This is a genomic window from Fodinibius halophilus, from assembly GCF_011059105.1.
GTDB lineage: Bacteria > Bacteroidota > Rhodothermia > Balneolales > Balneolaceae > Fodinibius > Fodinibius halophilus.
The window spans coordinates 42,264-61,275 of record NZ_JAALLS010000001.1; the positions used below are offsets into that span (position 1 = coordinate 42,264).

Sequence of the window (19,012 nt, forward strand, 5' to 3'; positions counted from 1 at the left end):
TTTTAATTACGATATCTATCCTTGGCGAATCCATTTTATGAGTTCCTTAAAGCTGGCGCTTTTTCCATAACTGAGGATACCCACGCTGTAGATCTTGGCACTTAGCCACATCGTACCGCCAAAGGTGGCAATCATCAATAAAATGGAGAGCCCAATTTGCCAGATCGGTACATCGGTGATGGCAATACGAGTGATCATCACGATAGGGGTACAGAAGGGAACAAGAGAACCCACTACCGATAGCATACTATCGGGGTTTTCCATGGTTTGAAACATGATCAAATAGGCCACCATAATGGGCACCATAATAGGGATCATATATTGTTGGGTATCAGTTTCAGAATCAACGGCCGAACCAATAGCGGCAAAGAGGGCGCTATAAATCAGGTACCCCAGGATAAAGAACACAATAAAATAGATAATCAGGGAGGTTTCTATGGTAGGAATAGTAAATACCGAAGGATCAATGCCTTGGGAAGCTTCAGCTACTTTTTGAGCATCCTCCATGCCACTCATCTGATCAGCCAGAAACATTCCGGCTATGGGTCCGGCAGCAGCAGCTAAGCCTAAAAAGGAGGCTATCCAAAAGGTCATCTGCGTTATTGCAAGCGCACCAATGCCGCATAGTTTACCCAGTAACAGCTCAATGGGTTTAACTGAAGAGGCTATTACTTCGATAATTCGGTTTGTTTTCTCTTCAATAACACTGCGTGTAATAAGCCCACCATAGCCGGTGATCGCACCAAAAATAATAACCCCCATGATGACACCAACAATGGTTAGAAATCCGGTATCATCTTCGGTTTCTTCTCCTTCCTGGGTAAGTTTACGGGTTTCAAGGGTGACGCTGCTGGCATAGATCTCTTTTACATCTTCTGATACATCTGCTCTGTCGAGACGTTCATCTCGAACTACTTCCCGGAGGTCAGAACGAATTGAGGACTGGAGTTTAAGTCCACCGGCACCACTGGAGACAAGTTCGAGATTTGCATCACCGGTTATGTGAGATTCATCAAGTATCAGGTATCCATCTATTTCTTCGGCTTGTACTAGCGACCGGAGAGAGTCTTCTGATAGATCGGCAAAACTCTGGTATTGTTGTTCGTCTAAGTTATTAAGACGCGAATACAGAACTTCAGTGTTATCTTGTATACCGATGGTTCGTTGGGTTTCAGAATCCCAAAGTGAAATCCCTATGACAATTCCGATAAAAGCGACCATCCCAAGAGGAATCAAAATAGTAGCAATAATAAAAGCTTTCGAACGGATGCGGGTCATGTATTCCCGCTTTAAAACGAGTAGTATCTGTTGCAGACTCATAGATTAGCCTAATTCTTTTGTATTAATATTATCTTCTCCGACAGTAGAGATAAAGATTTCGGTAAGGGAGGGTTCCACGCGCTCAAACTTGTAGATTTCTGCATGGTCCATAGCTGTTTTTAGAATTTCTTGCATATGTTGGCCATTGAGAACCCGGATTTCTGCAAAGTTTGTTGACCGGTTATTAATGCGCACATTATCTAGTTTATCCAGGAAACTGTGATCTCCCTCGAACTCAATATTCACGGTATTCTTTCCAAACTTCTGTTTGATCTCGCGCAGGTTGCCATTGAGTACGGCTTTACCGTTGTTGAACAGACAGATTTCATCACACATCTGCTCTACTTGTTCCATCCGATGGGTTGAAAAAAGTACGGTCTTTCCTTTTTCGCGCAATTCAATCACAATCTCTTTGAGCATCTCACTGTTGATGGGGTCGAGCCCGCTAAAAGGTTCATCAAAGATATACAGATCCGGTTCATGGGCAATAGTAGCAATAAATTGAATCTTTTGGGACATCCCTTTAGAAAGCTCACCTACTTCTTTGTTGTACCAGTCTGCGGCTTCAAAGCGTTCAAGCCAGTACTCTGTAGCTTCTTTAGCTTCGCTGTGGCTCAGTCCTTTGAGCTGGGCGAGGTAAATAAGCTGTTCGCCTACTTTCATCTTTTTATAGAGTCCCCGTTCTTCGGGCATGTAGCCAATCATACGTTGTGTTTTGGGACTTACATGATGTCCGTTAATAGTAACGGTACCGCTGTCTGCAATAAGAATATGATTGATAATACGAATTGCGGTAGTTTTACCGGCTCCATTGGGTCCGAGTAACCCAAAAATCCGTCCTTTGGGTACTTCAAAACTCACATCCCGAACGGCCTGTGTATCCCCGAAAGATTTATTGATATTACGTACTTCAATTACTGCCATAGCTTTCTATTTTGATTATTTTGTTCCCTGGTGAATAAATGAAAAATATTTTGATACAAATTTAAACTTTTAATTAATTCAGCGTAACCTACTGAACATAGGTTATTGTCCCAAAAAGATTTGTATTTACGAAGTCCTTCTAAAGGAGTTACAATATTATAAAGAGTTAAATTATTATAATGAAAGTGATCCATTTCAGTGCCGAATGTTATCCCGTTGCCAAGGTAGGGGGGCTGGCTGATGTTGTGGGCTCTTTACCAAAGTACTTGTTAGAACAAGATGTTGATGTTTCGGTAGTGATGCCTAAATATGGTAATGAATGGATACGAAACCATGCTTTTGAAACTGTTTTTGAGGATACGGCCCCGTTGGGGGATTGGAAGTTTGAATTTCGCATTCAGCGACAAAAAGGTGATATATTGGGATTTCCGCTTTATGTGGTAGATATCCCCAAGCGTTTTGATCGACCGGGTATTTATGCTGATCCCCATACGGGCAGTGGATATACTGATGATTTTGAGCGCTTTGCCAGTTTTCAAATTGCCATACTTGAATGGGTGAACCGGATGAAGGATAAACCGGATGTATTGCATTGTCACGATCACCATACCGGCCTGATACCTTTTATGCTTACGCAGAGCTATCGTTATCAGGATATTAAACACACTCCCACAGTGCTAACAGTGCATAATGGGGAGTATCACGGCGTATTTGACCGAGATAATGTATATCAACTACCCGAGTTCGATAACCAACATATTGGATTGGTTGATTGGGATGGAAAATTGAACTGCCTTGCCGCTGGACTCAAAAGTTGTTGGCAGATTACTACGGTATCAGAGTCGTATATGGATGAGTTGGCTCACAATAGCAGTGGGTTGGAATGGTTGTTTCGAAATGAGAAGCAGAAGTCACAGGGCATAATAAACGGTATTGATACCAATGTTTGGGATCCCCAAACCGACCCAATGGTTGCTCATCATTTTGGCAAAGAAAATATACCTTCGGGCAAACAAAAGAATAAAGAAGTTCTGTGTGAGGAGTTTGGGTTAAATCCCGCTCACCCTACTATCTCATATATCGGGCGATTAGCCTATGAAAAAGGGGCCGATCTTCTGCCAGACTTATTTCGAGAATATTTGAAGAATTCTCAACCAGTGAATTTTATTGTACTGGGAACAGGGGATCGTCAGCTACACCATGAGTTTTTGGCATTAAATAAAAATTTTGTAGGATATTTTGATGCAACCCTGGATTTTAATGAACCGTTGGCTCACCAGATATATGCCGGCAGTGATTTTATGCTTATGCCTTCCCGGGTGGAGCCCTGTGGGTTAAATCAGATGTATTCTATGCGGTACGGTACGGTACCTATTGTCCGTAAAATCGGTGGGCTTAAAGATACGGTTATTGATATCGGGGAACCCAATGGGTACGGTATCACGTTTTATGATTTCTTGCACGAGGCCGCACGTAAAGCGGTACAACGAGCCCTTGATCTTTACAGGGATCAGAAAGCAATGAAGAGTATTCGCAGGCGAATTATGAGTCTTGATTTTTCTTGGAATGCGTCTGCCAAAGAGTATATTAAAATGTACAATAAACTGATTGAAAAATAGGTAAGGACACAACGATTTATATATGCGCAGGAAAGCAATAGCAGTTATTTTAGGGGGCGGAAAAGGAACACGATTATTCCCTCTCACCAAGTTACGTTCAAAACCGGCCGTTCCAATAGCCGGTAAATATCGATTGGTTGATATCCCTATCTCAAATTGTTTGAATTCGGATATTCGGCGTATTTATGTACTTACTCAGTTTAATTCGGCCTCACTGAATCGCCATATTAAAAACACCTATAATTTTGATGTTTTTAGTGATGGATTCGTAGATATTCTTGCCGCTGAGCAGACGCCTAAAAGTAAGACCTGGTATCAAGGTACCGCTGATGCGGTTCGCCAGTCGATTCACCATATGGAAAGTCACGAACACCAGCACGTTTTTGTGCTTTCGGGCGACCAGCTGTACCAGATGGATTATCGAAATTTAATGGGCAAGCATGAACGTTTTGATGCGGATTTGACCGTAGCAACCATTCCTGTAGTAGCAGAAGATGCCACCGGTTTTGGGATTATGAAAACCAACAGCAGCGGTGAGATCGAAAGCTTTGTAGAGAAACCCGAGCCTGATGAACTGGATCAATGGCAGTCTGAGACCGAAGAAAAGTTCAAAAAAGATGGGCGCGTTTACCTGGCTTCCATGGGGATCTATATTTTTAAGAAGGAAGCTCTTAAGGTGTTGTTAGACGAGCATGACGAAGCTACGGATTTCGGAAAAGAGATTATTCCGCAGGCGATCAATAATAACTTTAAAGTGCAGAGTTTTGAGTTTGATGGTTATTGGACGGATATCGGAACCATAAAATCGTTCTTTGAAGCTAATCTCGCTCTTACCGATGATTTGCCAAAGTTTAATCTCTATGATAATGAGGATTTTATCTATACCCACGCCCGCTTGCTGCCGGCATCCAAACTTTCGGGCACTACGTTCGACCACTCGGTACTTGCCGAGGGATGCCTGATTGAAGCCAGCAGAATTGAGCGTTCCGTAATAGGAATACGTTCGCGTATTGGTAAAGGTACTACCATCGAAAACTCAATTATTATGGGTAACGATTACTTTCAGTCGCAGGATGAGATGGAAGAGAGTGATGAAGAGCCTTCAGTAATGGGGATCGGAGAGCGCTGTTTTGTTAGTAATGCCATTATTGATAAAAATGTACGTATCGGCGATGATGTGCGTATTGCCGGAGGAGATCACCTCGAAGACGGGGAGTATGGAAATTACCACGTAGTAGACGGCATTGTGATTGTCCCCAAAGGCGAAGCTATTCCGGCCGGAACCAAGATCTGATAGCATCTAAATATCACTATTCTGTATCTCGCGACAAGACTCAACAGGCTTTTTATATCCATAAGTCGGTGCACTACTTTCAGTGGTAGCATGGTTGGGATTAAACATTTTTGAAATCCAGCACTGCTCGTAAACAGAACAATAACAGAGAGTAATATTTAAATGCTGTTTGCTAACTTCTTTTCCCAACTGACTCAGAAATAATTTTCCTGTACTGTTGGTGTCATTTATAGAGATTCTAAAAATATCCTGACGTTCAGATTTGTTGGGTAATACCCTTTTATTGATGAACGATTGGTATGTTTGTAATCCTTTTAAATTTGTTGTGTCATTAGCAATGGTAAACAGGAGAGACCGCCAATCTGATATTTGTTGGTTTTTGTAGGTTAGTTTTGTGGCTTGTATTTGAGCAGGTCCTATACCGGTATTACGAACATGAAATGCCACTTCATTGGGTTGGAAAGAGGGTCCGATTTCGATGTTTGGCCAAACTGAGGCGCGCTGGTGTTCTCGCATAATTGAGGCCTCATATAATGAGATAAAAATCCACAAATACTCAGAAGTATAGCAGCAAGACCAATTAAGGTTTGGGGCTCTCTAAGCCACGTCAAAAATGAATCATCTTGGGTATTATCGCTCATGATCTATAGGTTTAGTAGTTAGTATCCTTCATAAGGATAAGAGAAACTGCTAAAATCTATTTAAGTCCCATATCAACTGCAAAAAGGCGGTTATACGCTCTCTTGTATTTCATTGAGTTTACTCATCGCCCGGTCGTTAAGGTTGTCGAATAGCTCTTTGGAGATATCTCCGACGGTGAACTTTAGGTGCAGCCACACTACGTAGGTCGCCATTACATCTTCGTAGCAGTAGTGCTCAATTTGGGGTAATTTGTCTTCCCTAAACATCTTAAGCACTTCATTTCCTTCGCCGGTTTGCTTGAAAGGGATATCAATAAGGTAGCCCAGGTGTTTGAGCTTGGGCCACGAGCTGGCACCATAGTTGCTGAACTCATCAAGCAGATCCACATTATCGTTGCTGTAGCGATATTTGATGTCGTAGTGGTTAAGACGTTTAGGCATCTGTAACCCATGTTTCAATGCTCGGTAGGTAAGCAGGGGCAGGTCAAATCCGCGTCCATTGTGATGCACCAGCCCGAAATCTTTGTAGGTGCTGAGGCTGTCAAAAAGTTTTAATAATCCTTCCTTTTCATCAGTGCCGTGCCAGCCTACCTTCTTTTTGGGAGCACCATTATTTTCGATCCAGAGCCCAACCCACGAAATCATCTTATGGTACATTGGAGGCAGAAATCCCGAGGAATTTCGCGCTAATTTTTCGCTGGCCTGTATAAGCAGGTCGTCATCATCCTTTTTAGGGTCTTCAATAACATTACGAACAAATTCAAAATCGGGTATGGTTTCTACATCAAATACAAAAAACATGGTTATTCCGTCAGTTCTCCTACTAAATTTTTATTAAATGCTGCCGCAACGTTGTCATTATCATTATGCTTGGCAAGAAGATACATCATTTTTGTGAGCGTTGCTTCGGTAGTCATATCTTTAGCGCTTAAAGCACCCATTGACTTAGCTTTATTGCCACTTTCGTAATTGCTTAGTTCTACCGCATCATAGGCGGCTTGCGAGCCTATGATTAGCAGCGTGTTATTTGCGATACATTTTTTAAAAAAGGGTAATAAGCTCTGCTTTCCCCGGATGGGAAAATTGCCACTCCCAAATGCCTCAATAACTAACGCACGAATATCTGTAAAATCGATCTGCTCTAAAAAGGCCGGATCTAAGTTGGGATATATTTTGAGCAGGAAAAGTTCATCTGAAAAGCTTGTATTAAGGGTAGGTGTACTTTGGGTTGGCAGAACATTATCAGACATCTCAATATTGAGTCCAATTTCTGCAAGTGGCGGGTAATTGGGTGAGGCGAAAGCATCAAAATCTCCGATACTAATTTTGGTTGCCCTGTTTCCGCGGTATACAAAATCATTAAAACAGATCGCAACTTCGGGTAATGCCATTGTTGCCATTTCAACAGCGTTTACCAGGTTTCGGCGCGCATCACTCCGAATATTGCTCATCGGAACCTGGCTGCCGGTAAGAATTATTGGTTTGCTGAGATCTTGCAGGGCAAAGGAGAGGGCAGAAGCGGTATACGCCATGGTGTCGGTGCCATGGAGTATTACAAAGCCGTCATAAGCCGAATATCGATCATAAATTAATGTTGCCAGCTGTCCCCAGTGCTTTTTGTTGATGTCGGAGCTGTCTTCGAAAAAGAGTCGCTCAATGTGGATTTCGGCAATTTCAGATAACTCGGGAACAGCCTGGTACATCAGCTCAGCCCACTTTTCAGAGTTTAGCTGGGGTTGTTCACTATCGCTGATATCCATGGCAATAGTGCCACCGGTTTGGATGAGCAGAATTTTTTTCATTAAAAGGTATTATTTCGGGTTAAAACTCGTGCTAATGTTACCAAATTTATAACAAAGTATTGAGTTCAAACCTTTTTTTAGCTTACTTATAAGAACACTATCCAAAGTACTGGGGTGAGCCATGGTTAAATATCTGTGTTACATATTCGCTTACCGTATGATATACTACTGTTATTGTGTAATAGCGGCCCATTCCGGTATGCTCTTTTCCACTCAAAAAGGAGGTCGCCTATGAATGTCTATTCCCCATCCAGAATAAGAAATGTTGTAATGCTGGGCCACTCAGGTTCTGGAAAAACAACAATGTCTGAGACTATGCTTTATGAGTCCGGCACCAAAAAGCGTCGTGGTTCAATAGAAGAAAAGACTACTTCTTCTGATTACCACGAAATAGAGCATCAAAAAGAAAAATCGGTATTTGGTACGTTACTGAACCTCGATTGGAGAGGTAATAAAATTAACCTGATAGATACACCGGGCACGGCTGACTATATAGGAGAAGTAGTGGGGGCATTGCGCGTTGCCGATACGGCTATATTTAATTTAAACGCTGATTATGGAGTAGAGGTAGGCACTGAATTACACTGGTCATATACAGAAAAGTATAACATTCCATCATTATTTATTGTCAACAAACCTGATTCTGACCATTCTGATTTTCAAAGAACGATCGATATGGCCAAAGAACGTTTTGGTCGTGGTGTGGTGGTAGTTCAGTACCCGTACAGCGAAGGAGAGGACTTTCATGCCATTATTGATGTGCTTAAAATGACGATGTATGAATTTCCGGAGGATGGCGGCAAGCCCGATAAGCTTCCCATCCCGGATTCGCACCGCTCGCAAGCCGACCTGCTTCACAACGAGCTAGTAGAAACAGTGGCCGAAAATGATGAAACATTGTTGGACTTATACCTGGAACAGGGAGAATTGACGGAGAGCCAGATGCAGCAGGGGTTGCAAAAATCTCTACTCAACAGAGACATCTTTCCGCTGTTTTGTTGCTGTGCTAAACGTAATATGGGTACCGGACGCGTTATGGGATTTCTGGGTAATGTAGCCCCTAATCCCTTGGAAGCGAACCCGCCCCTTACTACTGAAGGCGAGAAGTTGGAGCTGGATGAAGAGGCCGATCCATTGATGTTTATGTTCAAGAACAGCTCTGAATCGCATGTGGGGGATATGCTTTACTTTAAGGTATATAGGGGAAGTGTGGAACCCGGCCTGGACCTGGTAAATCATACGACAGGAAACGCTGTACGTCTTTCAGGTTTATATTTGCCAAATGGTGATCAGCGTAACGAAACTGATCGTATTTTAACCGGAGATATTGGGGCTGCTGTTAAACTTAAAAATACCGGTGTTAATGATACCTTGCACCCCAAGGGTAATGAAGTGCAAATTGAGCCTATCCATTTTCCGGAGCCGGTTATTCGTACCGCTATAGAACTCAAACATGAAGGGGAAGAGGATAAGCTGGGGACAGCTCTGCATCAGCTGCAGCGCGAAGACCCATCGCTAAAGGTTGAGCATAGCCAAGAATTAAAGCAGGTTATTATTCATGGGCAGGGCGAAGAGCACTTAGCCGTTATTGAGCATTCGCTAAAAACTCGTTTTAATCTCGACTTTGATTTTGTGCAGCCACGCATTCCGTATCGGGAGACGATCACAAAGCCGGCGCGTGCAGAATACAAGCATAAAAAGCAGTCGGGCGGTGCCGGGCAGTATGGTGCCGTGTCGATGCTGATGGAGCCTCTAAAGGAAAATATGCCAGAACACAGTGATCTCAAGGTGCGAAATACCCAAGAGATTGAACTGGATTGGGGCGGGAAGCTCATATTCCGCAACTGTATTGTTGGGGGAGTGATTGACAACCGCTTTATGCCGGCCATTTTAAAAGGGATTATGGAGAAGATGGAAAGTGGCCCCTTGAGTAATTGCCGTGTTCGCGATATCCGTATTTCTATTTATGATGGAGATATGCACTCCGTAGATTCTAACGATGCGGCATTTCGAACAGCAGCCCTTATGGCATTTAAGGCTGGCTTTATGAAGGCTGATCCCAAGCTACTGGAACCGGTATATAATATTGAAGTTACCGTACCGGCAGATCATATGGGGGATGTGATGGGAGATATAAGTACGCGAAGAGGGCAAATTATGGGAATGGATTCGGAGGGATCTATCCAGAAGATAAAAGCACAGGTGCCGTTGGAAGAACTGGACCATTACGCTACCCGGTTGAAGTCAATAACGCACGGCAGTGCTCGTTATAGTCGTTCTTTTTCTCACTATGCACGGGTTCCGCAAGATATCCAGCAGCGGGTGATGGAGGAGACGATGCAACTACAGGAAGCTTAAGTTCGCCCCAAATTCTAATTGTCCCTGTCGAGAGCGGGCAGGGGCATACTTATACTTTACATTACTAGTACTACGGCTCTTTTTGTGGCGTATTGGAGATCAGCTTGGGACTTTGGGGTTTGCTCTTCTCCAGATGTTCAATATATCTTGGGGGCAGTTTAAAGAACACAGTATCCGGAACAGGGGCAAAACGACGTTGCATGGGGGGAGACGGCCGGTTGGGCCGCATTTTGGGATCCCAGGAAAAGCCTTCGAGTTTTTTATTGGCCGTTTGCTCACTTTCTGGCAAATACGAGCCGTTGATAGCTCCAATACCTTTCATTTCTATGAGTTCCCCTCTTTCAAAAAAGATCCGGATATCAGGGGCGGTCATGTCGAGGGCCCCATCGGTATCGCCTGCTTCATTTTTAGTAAAACGTAAAAGATGCGAATTACCAAAGACATAGATCTGACGAAGATCTCCCTCGTTAAAGTCAGCGTGCAGGGTATCGCCGGTAATTTGGTTTAGCCTGTCTATAGAGGTGTCTTGTTGAACGGAAAACGGTTGGGGATATGATTTCAGGCTGTCAATATTGCCGTCAACTATTTTGGCTTTTATATAGGGGCCGGTAAGCTGAACCTGCTTGTGCCATGCTCTGGCATTAGACCACAGTTCAAAAGTATCAGTGCTGTCGGTGTATTGGGTAGTATCACTTAGTGCGGAAAAGTCGGGCGACCAGATTCGAACATTTTCATATCCGTGAACAATGGTTGTGGTATCTTGTGCAGAGCGCTGTTCCAGCGACAGGATTTTCCGGGCCTGTATATGGGTAGTGTCGGTACTGGTAGAATCAGTAGTATCGGATTCAAAATTTTTGAGCCAGGCTTCTTCTTTCAACAGGCTGCGACCCGTCGAATCAGATTCAAGATACTGTCCCCGGATCATCGTTTTATTTTCCTGGTCATCCCCAAAAACATTACCATAGAGTTCGTAATATTCACTGCTTCGATTGGTAAAAAGGGAATCCCCTTCAAGATACTTGAGAGAATCTCTAAGCTGAACATGGCCCCGAAAAACAGCACTGTCAGCCTCCCGATAATAAAAGCCGGAATCAGCCAGCAAAATACCTTGCTGATCTTCAAAGCGTATATCATCAAGGAAGTGTGCTACTTTAGTGGTAAAACGGTAGTCGACACTATTGCCAAAAAGCGTAGTGCTGTCGTTTTCAATAACTACCCGACCCCGTAGCTGGCTAAAATCGATATCCGTGAAATACGTGAGGGAGTCAGCCCAAATCTTTTCATCTTCCGTATCGATCTGGATATTACCAAAGGCTCGCATTTCACTTTTGTTGACGAATTGGTATGCACTGTCGCACAGCATTTCCATATTCTCACTGCGCAGGTGTACATTTCCCATTAACTTACGAACACGTTCGTTTTTGTAGGTATCCCCTACAATACTATCTGCTTTTAAAATGGTAACTTTATTTTGGGCACCAGCGTTAGCAGGAAAAATGGAAAGCAGTAGAATCCCCGCAAATAGAAAGGGGAGACCTAAATGTAAAGTACAACTAAAAGATGTATTGCAGTCAAGTTTCGTCATTTAGTTAACAATTACCTCACCTTTGATATCTTTGATAGTATATTCTGTGAGATCGGTCGTCCCCACGAAACCGGTTCCCGCAATACTATCGGTGGGGGTGGTGATGATAACAAACTTTGGAGTGTTGATCATGTTGTCTCCTTGTTTCCACTCAAGGTATTCCGATTCCAGATGCCGGTTGTCTTCGGTATTTACGCGGACATCTCCGAAAAGTTCAAAGATAGACTCTTCGGTTTTATAGATAGCCCGATCGGAATAAGCACGGGTCTTAACTGAACCCGAAGAGTCGTATACATGAATGGTAATGGGCCCTTTAATACGGGTTTCGTTACGATTTTTGGTATTGTAGGTTGCTGCATAGGTGCCCAACAGACGGATTTTTTTAAGGCCATCTTCGGTAATCTCCATATCTACATCCCAAGTTTCAGTGGTTGAGGTAAGCGAGTCTTGCAGTGCCTCATTAACCTGTTTTGACTGCTTTTCGGAGAGTTCTCCACAGGCAGAAAGTACTGCAATCATCAACAAACTGATGACCAAAGCTGAAATTGTGTTATGTGGTACCAAAGTATCTGTCACCTGCATCTCCTAATCCCGGAACGATAAATGCATCCTCATTTAATTTTTTATCAATAGCGGCTGTGATAGTATGCACATCGGGATGTTCCTGTTCCAATTTTCGTAATCCTTCTGGTGCACATATTAACGAAACAAAGCGCAAATGTTGTGCGCCCTGTTTTTCGAGGAATGATAGCGCATCATGGGCGCTGCCCCCGGTGGCCAGCATAGGATCTACCACAAGTACCATATCTTCTTCCACGCCGTCGGGAATATTAGAATAATAGTCGACCGGTTCATGGGTAGTCTCATCCCGCTCCATACCCAAGTGTCCTACTTTAGCATCAGGGATAAATTGAAGCAGGGCATCTGAAAGTCCCAGCCCTGCTCTTAAAATAGGAACAACCATTACATCTTGTTCGATATCATAACCAGTTGTTTTCTCAATAGGTGTTTCCACCTCAAACGTTTTGAGCGGAAGCTCTTTAAGGGCGTGATATGCGAGGATGACGGCAATACGTTTGAGGGCAGCACGAAATTGTGCTGTCCCGGTTGAAACATCCCGCAAGATCGTTAGATCTCTGTTAATGACGGGATGTTCAATAAGTGTTACATTCTCAAACTGTTGAGAATTCATGGGAGTAAATATTAAGATTCAGGAGAATCGTGATCTTTGCTAAAGTACTTCTGGGTGATTTTGTAAGCAACACCAGAGAGTGCAAACAGGGCAATAATATTGAAGAACGCCATCAGCCCAAGCATTACATCCCCAAAGGCCCAAACGGTAGCTAGCGAAACAACAGCACCTAAGAAGTGCATGCCTACATAAACGAGACGGTATGCAAATATGGATTCAAAACCGAAGAGATATTGTGCAGCACGATCACCATAGTAACTCCAACTAATAGATGTAGAGACTGCGAAAAGCAAAATGGCAAAGGTTACCAGGAATCCACCACCGGGCATAAGGGGAGACAATCCTTTTTCAAATGCAGCAGAAGTCAAAGGAGCCCCATTCTGAACAACTCCTCCATAAAGTGTTGATAGCTCTGTTCCATCTTCAGTTACAACCTCACTCGCCTGGTATAGATCGTCAGATTCAGCTTTGGTAAGCGTAATTCGGCCAGTAAAAGGTTGGCTGTAAGCTTCATCAGTAAACATGGTATCAACCGGAGCGCTGTAGTGATTCATATTTCCATTCTCGGGAAGGCCATCACTAAAATACAGGACTTTACCATTACCAGCTGCAGCATTATTAGTAGCTTCGGTAGTAAGTTCATAAGTAACATTATCACCGGTAGGGCTTATAGGTGACTTATGTTGCATATCCCAGGCACCGGTAGAAATAATTACAAGGCCGGTCATTGTACAGATAACTAACGTATCAATGAACGGTTCAAGGAGGGCAACAACTCCTTCACGAACGGGTTCATCCGTTTTAGCCGCGGAGTGTGCAATAGGAGCAGACCCTTGACCCGCTTCATTGGAGAAGATACCGCGCTGCACACCATAGCTGAGGGTAAAGATGAGTGCTCCTGATCCAACACCAAAGGCACCGGCTTGTGGGTTAAATGCATTACTGACGATTGTGGTCAAAGATGGGATGATAGCATCATAATTGATAAACAAAATGACCAATGCTCCCAACACATAGAGCACGCCCATAAACGGTACAAGTCTGGAAGTTACTTTTCCAATACGCTTAATACCTCCGAGGATTACAGCGGCAACCAAGCTAGCAGTTACAAGGCCAGTAAACCATAAAGGAATTTGAAAGTCGGTTTGCATCATATCGGCCACCGAGTTTGCCTGTACGGCGTTACCGGTCAAGAATGCACAGATGGCAGCAGAACCGGCAAAAGCAACAGCCAGCCATTTCCAGTTATCACCGAGCCCGCGTTCGATATAATACATGGGGCCACCGGAGACCGTTCCGTCGGGGTTTGTGCCTCGGAACTCTTGTGCAAGGGTTACCTCAGTGAATTTGATCGCCATTCCAAAGATGGCGGTTACCCACATCCAGAACAGTGCACCGGGCCCGCCATAGTGAATGGCCAGAGCCACACCTACAATATTACCCGTCCCGACGGTTGCTGAAAGGGCCGTTGTTAGTGCTTGAAAGTGATTAATATCCCCTTCGTCTTCCGGGTCGTCGTAGAAGCCGGTAACAACTTTAAGGCCGTGCCCGAACTTCCTTATTTGGATGAATCCCATGCGAACCGTGATGTATAGCCCGAATATCAGAAGTAAGGCTACCATCAACGGAAAGTTTTCCGGATAACTCCAGATGTAATATTCGAGGGTGCTTATAATCCAATCAAAAGTCTCCATGTGTACTGGTCTGCTTATTTAGGTTGAATGAGAATCAAGCGGAATGTATAAAAAGATTTTCGAATTTTTTAGATTTAATTAAGATTATTACTAGTAGGAACTATTAAAAAACGTTAAAATAGTGTAAAATGAAGAGTGCTATCGTCTTATTGTATTCCTATTTTAGGAGAGAACATGCTAAAAAATAATTTTCAAAAAGGTGACGTTCTATGACTAAAGCTGATATTGTAGATGTTATTGCATCATCCACTGGCCTCACAAAAGTTGAAACCGAAGCTGTGGTGAACGGCTTTATGGAAACGGTGATTGATGCTATGAAAAGGGGAGAACATATCGAACTGCGAGGTTTCGGAACTTTTAAAGTTGTAAAGCGCGCACAGCGCGTTGCTCGAAATCCCAAAACCAATGAAGAAGTAATAGTGCCGGAGCAGTATGTGCCGAAGCTTAAGGTGTCGAAAGATTTTAAAGAAGCGGTCAATAAATCTGTTATGGATGATGAAGAGTAATTTGTTTCAACTCTTAGTCGTTTGATAAGCTTTTAATGAGGGCTCCATTGATGCTACCTACAAAATATTAGCCTGGAAATGGTATAGCCAGTATCTACAGTAGATGCCTGAGGAGCTCTTAAGCAGCCTGAGATTCCAATGTCTGATCGGCAATTTTAAGCACACGATTAGATTTGACCAGTAATTCTTGCAGTCTCTTACTTACAAATTCGTGGACTTCATTGAGTGTATTGAGATCAGAAAGGGTATACTGGAAATAGGATATGAGATTGACAGCGGACAGGTATTTGCTGCTTTCAGTACCTTCAACCTCTATGTGCCAGCGGGTGATGATATCATCGTCGGCCAATAACTCATTGACCTCTTTGCTGATCTCTTCCATCCACTCGCTTGCCACACTTAAGCGATAATTGCCATTTTGAGCAGCTAGCCTGGGATGAGGTGCCTTTTGGTCGAACAGCCAGGTAACTTCGATATCAATAACAGGAGAAATAGAGGTTTCTACTTTATTGTCGTCCTGCAAGAATGGATGTGCTTCCATGCCTTCAAGTTCTTGGGCCAGTACCGTTTCACGAAAGCGATCCCAATCAAAATTAATTGACAGGGCTTTTAAATAATTGGTCTTCTTATTTAAATCAATTTCAATTTCCAGTCCCGTTGCATTTATTCTATCTTCATGCCATGTTCGAAAAGAATTTATAGTGATATCTCTCTTTTTAAGATCGGCTTCGATTCGGTTCACGACCGAGTTGAAAATCGGGTATGTCATTCGTTAAACCTTAGTTGTTTTTTCCAAAATTGTTGAAGAACGCCTCCATAAACGCATGAACAACTTTTACACGTTAATATATTTAAACCGCGAGATAAAAGAAAAAATTTGCGGTGGTTTTTTTCGCTTTGCCATCAGTCCGCACAAAGATGTATTGCATATATATGTAGAAAAAAATGGGGAGACCTCGCGTCTTATCTTTAGTGCAAACTCTAGAGAAACTGTTTTATTTCATGATTTTTATCGTCCTCCTAAAAAGCGTAACGTGATTGACTTCTTTTCGATGCTCGAGGATAAAGAAATTACTGAGATGCAGTTGGCAGATAAAGATCGATTGGTAACTATACATTTCGAGAATGGAGATCATCTGCAATTTAAACTCTTTAGTGGACATCCCAATGTGTTTGTGATTCGGGATAATGAAATTATTGATGCCTTTAAAAATCCTGAAGAGGTGAAAGGGCAGGCTCCGCTCGAACCGCATGCTCCTGAGTTTAAGGAAGAAGTGAGCCCGCGCAGAAATGCCAAGAACCAGATGACAGAAATAAATCCACTGTTACCAAGAAACCTGTTGCCATATATTATTGAAGAGCATGAGGTGGATGAGATGGAGCCGGAGAACGTTAAGACATTTACCAATGAGCTTACCGAGGCTTTGATTGAAGATCCACACCCTCGGGTGTTGAAGACCGGAGATTTCTGTTTGTGGTCGAAACAGTGGCTCAATATTTCCAGTGAAAAAGAGTGTGATACGGTAAATGATTGTGTGGCTTTTGCCTATAAGAATGCGGTACACCTGCGCAGGCTTCATAATAAAAAAGAAGATGTGCTAGAATTCCTAGAGCGCAGTAAAGCGCAAAAAGAGTCGTTGGTACAACAGCTGCAACAGGCCGATAAAAGCCTGGTACGTTCTGAGAAGTATGAAAAATATGGGCATTTATTAATGGCACATGCGCACGAAGAGATTAATGAAGGGACAACGGAACTTACCGTCGAAGATTTTTATGAGGATAATGAGGCGATCACCATACCGCTAAAAGAAGAGAAAGATATAGCCGGAAATGCAGAATACTATTATGAGAAGGCGAAAGATGCCAAAAAATCGTATCAAAATGCACGTCAGCGATTGCCAAAAGTCAAGCAAGAACTGGAACAGGTGAACCAGTTGTTGGAGCAGATAGAAAATATTGATCGACTATATGATCTGGAGGACTGGATAAAACAGCACAAAAAAGTGCTAAAAGAGTTCGGTTTTGGGGGGGATGAAGAAAAACAAGCCAAGTCTCCATTTCGAAAATACAAAGAAGGAAAGTTTGAAATTTGGATTGGAAAAAATGCCAAGAGCAACGATCAGCTTACCAGCCATGCTCATAAAGAGGATATCTGGTTACATGCCCGGGGAGTGGGAGGTTCTCATGTTGTTATCCGTATGGGAAACAGAAAAGATTATCCGCCCAAGCAGGTTATACTTAAGGCTGCCAGTTATGCTGCATATTTTTCAAAAGCACGGGGTATGAAGTCGGCCCCGGTCATGTATACCAAACGCAAATATGTGCGAAAGCCAAAAGGAGCTGCTCCCGGAGCGGTAGTAGTAGAACGGGAGCAGGTACAGATGGTGCCGCCAATGAAACCTGAACAATAAATTATATCAATGATTTCAAATTTACCTGATATTATTTTCTTGTCCGGCTTTATGGGAGCCGGAAAGTCAACGGTAGGTCGAGCCCTGGCAGAGAGGCTGGAGTGTAATTTCCTGGATCTCGATGATAAAATTGAAGAGGATGCGGGGCAAAAAATCCCCGAGATTTTTGAACAGTCGGGAGAGCCGGGCTTTCGTACGGCAGAACGCCGGGCCCTGTTAGCGGTAGCTCGCAATTACAAGGGGGTTGTGGCCCTGGGGGGAGGGAGCCTCCAAAATCAGCACTTGGTTGACCATCTTAAATTGAATGGCTTATTGGTCTTTATTGAGACTCCAATTTCCGTTATTTTAGATCGCATTTCCGGTGATGAGAACCGCCCGCTTTTATTGGATGATAAAGGGAACCCCAAAAGCAGGAAAACCCTCCAAAAGGAATTACAAGATCTTTACGATGAACGGTTACCGCTCTATGAGCAGGCCGTAATTACAGTAACAAATGATGGAAGTAAGAAGCCGGAAGAGTTGGTACAGACCCTATTAAAGAAGATTAAAAACCATGTCGGATATTATTGATGTTCAAATTTCCCAGTTGCAAAAGTATGGAGTAATTGTTGGTGAAAACCTGGATTCTTCATTTGTTCGCTTTTGCAATAACCGTTTTTCAGGCGACCGTATCTATGTAATGATAGATGAAAAAGTTAACAGGCTGCATGGAAGTAACGTTGAAAAAATGTGCAGCAAGGCTTTTGAGCGGGTGATGATGTTAGAAGTGCCTGAGGGTGAGACTTCTAAATCTATGTCTGAATGGAACAAACATGTTAATACCCTGTTAGAAGAAGGGGTAGAACGAAGTACTCCACTTCTGGCGGTAGGAGGAGGAGTAACCGGAGATCTCGGTGGCTTTGTTGCTGCTTCGGTATTACGAGGCATTCCCTTGTTACATATGCCAACCTCTTTATTGGCAATGGTTGACAGTTCTATTGGAGGAAAAACGGGAATTAATCATGAAACAGGCAAAAATCTGATAGGAGCTTTTTATCAACCGGATGCCGTATTTACGGATATCTCTTTTTTAGAGACTCTTGAACATGCCGAATGGATTACCGGAATGGCTGAAATTCTGAAATATGCCGCCATTGATAATCCTACCATATTTGATAAGCTGCAGACATTGGTTGACGATTCACTAAGCCCCAAAGACCAGTGGCAGAATGTAATCCGTGAAAGTGTACGTATCAAGGTAGATATTGTACAGCAAGATGCCCTTGAAGCAGGTAAAAGAGCGTATCTTAATTTTGGCCATACTTTTGGTCATGCCCTGGAAAACTTGTCGGGTTATGGCGAGTTATCGCATGGCGAAGCGGTCTTTGTTGGGATGATTGCCGCCACCTATTTTTCAGCTCAACTGGGGCACCCGGTGGATGATACACGCTTTGCTCCGTTTATCTCTTCTTATAAGCAGCAGATGGCAACATTACCCGAAGAGGTGGACCAACTGATAAATGCAATGAAATTAGATAAAAAAGTAAAAAATAATACCATACGATTAGTGTTATTGAATGAGTGGGGTTCCCCTTATATTCACGAGTGCACTGACTATTCATTGCTGCAGGAATCGTGGGAATATGCATTATCCCAATTCAATTAAAACGGTTTTATACGAAATTAT

17 protein-coding genes are annotated in these 19,012 nt (G+C 43.1%); 7 read left to right on the forward strand and 10 right to left on the reverse strand.

Annotated features, from left to right (window positions below; genetic code table 11):
- Positions 1–15: 15 nt before the first annotated feature.
- Both G3569_RS00165 and G3569_RS00170 read right to left on the reverse strand, forming a co-directional pair.
- The gene (locus G3569_RS00165) at positions 16–1,320 is read right to left on the reverse strand and encodes an ABC transporter permease (protein ID WP_165264849.1); all 1,305 of its coding nucleotides are present in this window, start codon (positions 1,318–1,320) and stop codon (positions 16–18) included.
- A 3-nt stretch (positions 1,321–1,323) separates the two neighbouring features.
- Complete coding sequence (locus tag G3569_RS00170) at positions 1,324–2,244, reverse strand: ABC transporter ATP-binding protein (protein ID WP_165264851.1); 921 nt, start codon at positions 2,242–2,244, stop codon at positions 1,324–1,326.
- Between the two features lie 179 nt (positions 2,245–2,423).
- Between G3569_RS00170 and G3569_RS00175 the strand changes: the two genes are divergently transcribed.
- Positions 2,424–3,863, forward strand: coding sequence for a glycogen synthase (locus G3569_RS00175; RefSeq protein WP_165264853.1), 1,440 nt, complete (start codon positions 2,424–2,426; stop codon positions 3,861–3,863).
- A 22-nt stretch (positions 3,864–3,885) separates the two neighbouring features.
- Positions 3,886–5,157: a glucose-1-phosphate adenylyltransferase gene (locus G3569_RS00180; RefSeq protein WP_165264855.1), complete on the forward strand. Its 1,272-nt coding sequence runs from the start codon at positions 3,886–3,888 to the stop codon at positions 5,155–5,157.
- 6 nt (positions 5,158–5,163) lie between these two features.
- Here G3569_RS00180 and G3569_RS00185 read toward each other — a convergent pair whose 3' ends face one another.
- The 3 genes from G3569_RS00185 to G3569_RS00195 all read right to left on the reverse strand — a co-directional run bounded on the left by G3569_RS00185 (position 5,164) and on the right by G3569_RS00195 (position 7,600).
- Positions 5,164–5,673, reverse strand: a complete 510-nt coding sequence (locus G3569_RS00185) for a hypothetical protein (protein ID WP_165264857.1) — start codon at positions 5,671–5,673, stop codon at positions 5,164–5,166.
- 215 nt (positions 5,674–5,888) lie between these two features.
- Positions 5,889–6,599: a 3'-5' exonuclease family protein gene (locus G3569_RS00190; protein WP_165264859.1), complete on the reverse strand. Its 711-nt coding sequence runs from the start codon at positions 6,597–6,599 to the stop codon at positions 5,889–5,891.
- 2 nt (positions 6,600–6,601) lie between these two features.
- Positions 6,602–7,600, reverse strand: a complete 999-nt coding sequence (locus tag G3569_RS00195; RefSeq protein WP_165264861.1) for an asparaginase — start codon at positions 7,598–7,600, stop codon at positions 6,602–6,604.
- A gap of 231 nt (positions 7,601–7,831) precedes the next feature.
- Between G3569_RS00195 and G3569_RS00200 the strand changes: the two genes are divergently transcribed.
- The gene (locus tag G3569_RS00200; protein WP_165264863.1) at positions 7,832–9,958 is read left to right on the forward strand and encodes an elongation factor G; all 2,127 of its coding nucleotides are present in this window, start codon (positions 7,832–7,834) and stop codon (positions 9,956–9,958) included.
- Between the two features lie 70 nt (positions 9,959–10,028).
- On the opposite strand, the gene G3569_RS00205 is transcribed toward G3569_RS00200, so the two are convergent.
- From G3569_RS00205 to G3569_RS00220, 4 genes are read right to left on the reverse strand one after another with little or no spacing between them, the layout of a single operon-like run.
- Complete coding sequence (locus G3569_RS00205; protein WP_165264865.1) at positions 10,029–11,543, reverse strand: OstA-like protein; 1,515 nt, start codon at positions 11,541–11,543, stop codon at positions 10,029–10,031.
- Entirely contained in the window at positions 11,544–12,107 is a 564-nt protein-coding gene (gene lptC, locus G3569_RS00210; RefSeq protein WP_205719958.1) for an LPS export ABC transporter periplasmic protein LptC, read from the reverse strand. It lies immediately after the preceding gene.
- A complete protein-coding gene (upp, locus tag G3569_RS00215; RefSeq protein WP_165264869.1) occupies positions 12,094–12,735 on the reverse strand; it encodes a uracil phosphoribosyltransferase in 642 nt (213 codons plus the stop codon). Before upp ends, lptC begins: the two co-directional genes overlap by 14 nt.
- Positions 12,736–12,746: 11 nt before the next feature.
- Positions 12,747–14,429, reverse strand: coding sequence for an alanine/glycine:cation symporter family protein (locus tag G3569_RS00220; RefSeq protein ID WP_240894576.1), 1,683 nt, complete (start codon positions 14,427–14,429; stop codon positions 12,747–12,749).
- A 209-nt stretch (positions 14,430–14,638) separates the two neighbouring features.
- On the opposite strand from G3569_RS00220, the gene G3569_RS00225 reads away from it, so the two are divergent.
- Positions 14,639–14,935: an HU family DNA-binding protein gene (locus G3569_RS00225; protein ID WP_165264871.1), complete on the forward strand. Its 297-nt coding sequence runs from the start codon at positions 14,639–14,641 to the stop codon at positions 14,933–14,935.
- A 118-nt stretch (positions 14,936–15,053) separates the two neighbouring features.
- Here G3569_RS00225 and G3569_RS00230 read toward each other — a convergent pair whose 3' ends face one another.
- Positions 15,054–15,704, reverse strand: a complete 651-nt coding sequence (locus G3569_RS00230; RefSeq protein ID WP_165264873.1) for a hypothetical protein — start codon at positions 15,702–15,704, stop codon at positions 15,054–15,056.
- A gap of 55 nt (positions 15,705–15,759) precedes the next feature.
- Between G3569_RS00230 and G3569_RS00235 the strand changes: the two genes are divergently transcribed.
- Genes G3569_RS00235 through aroB form a run of 3 tightly spaced genes read left to right on the forward strand, consistent with a single transcriptional unit; the run spans position 15,760 to position 18,991 of the window.
- Positions 15,760–17,346 (forward strand): Rqc2 family fibronectin-binding protein, encoded by a 1,587-nt coding sequence (locus G3569_RS00235; protein WP_165264875.1) that lies wholly within the window; start codon positions 15,760–15,762, stop codon positions 17,344–17,346.
- 9 nt (positions 17,347–17,355) lie between these two features.
- Entirely contained in the window at positions 17,356–17,916 is a 561-nt protein-coding gene (locus tag G3569_RS00240) for a shikimate kinase (RefSeq protein WP_165264877.1), read from the forward strand.
- On the forward strand, positions 17,900–18,991 hold the full coding sequence (gene aroB, locus G3569_RS00245; protein ID WP_165264879.1) for a 3-dehydroquinate synthase: 1,092 nt from the start codon (positions 17,900–17,902) through the stop codon (positions 18,989–18,991). Before G3569_RS00240 ends, aroB begins: the two co-directional genes overlap by 17 nt.
- Positions 18,992–19,012 lie beyond the last annotated feature (21 nt).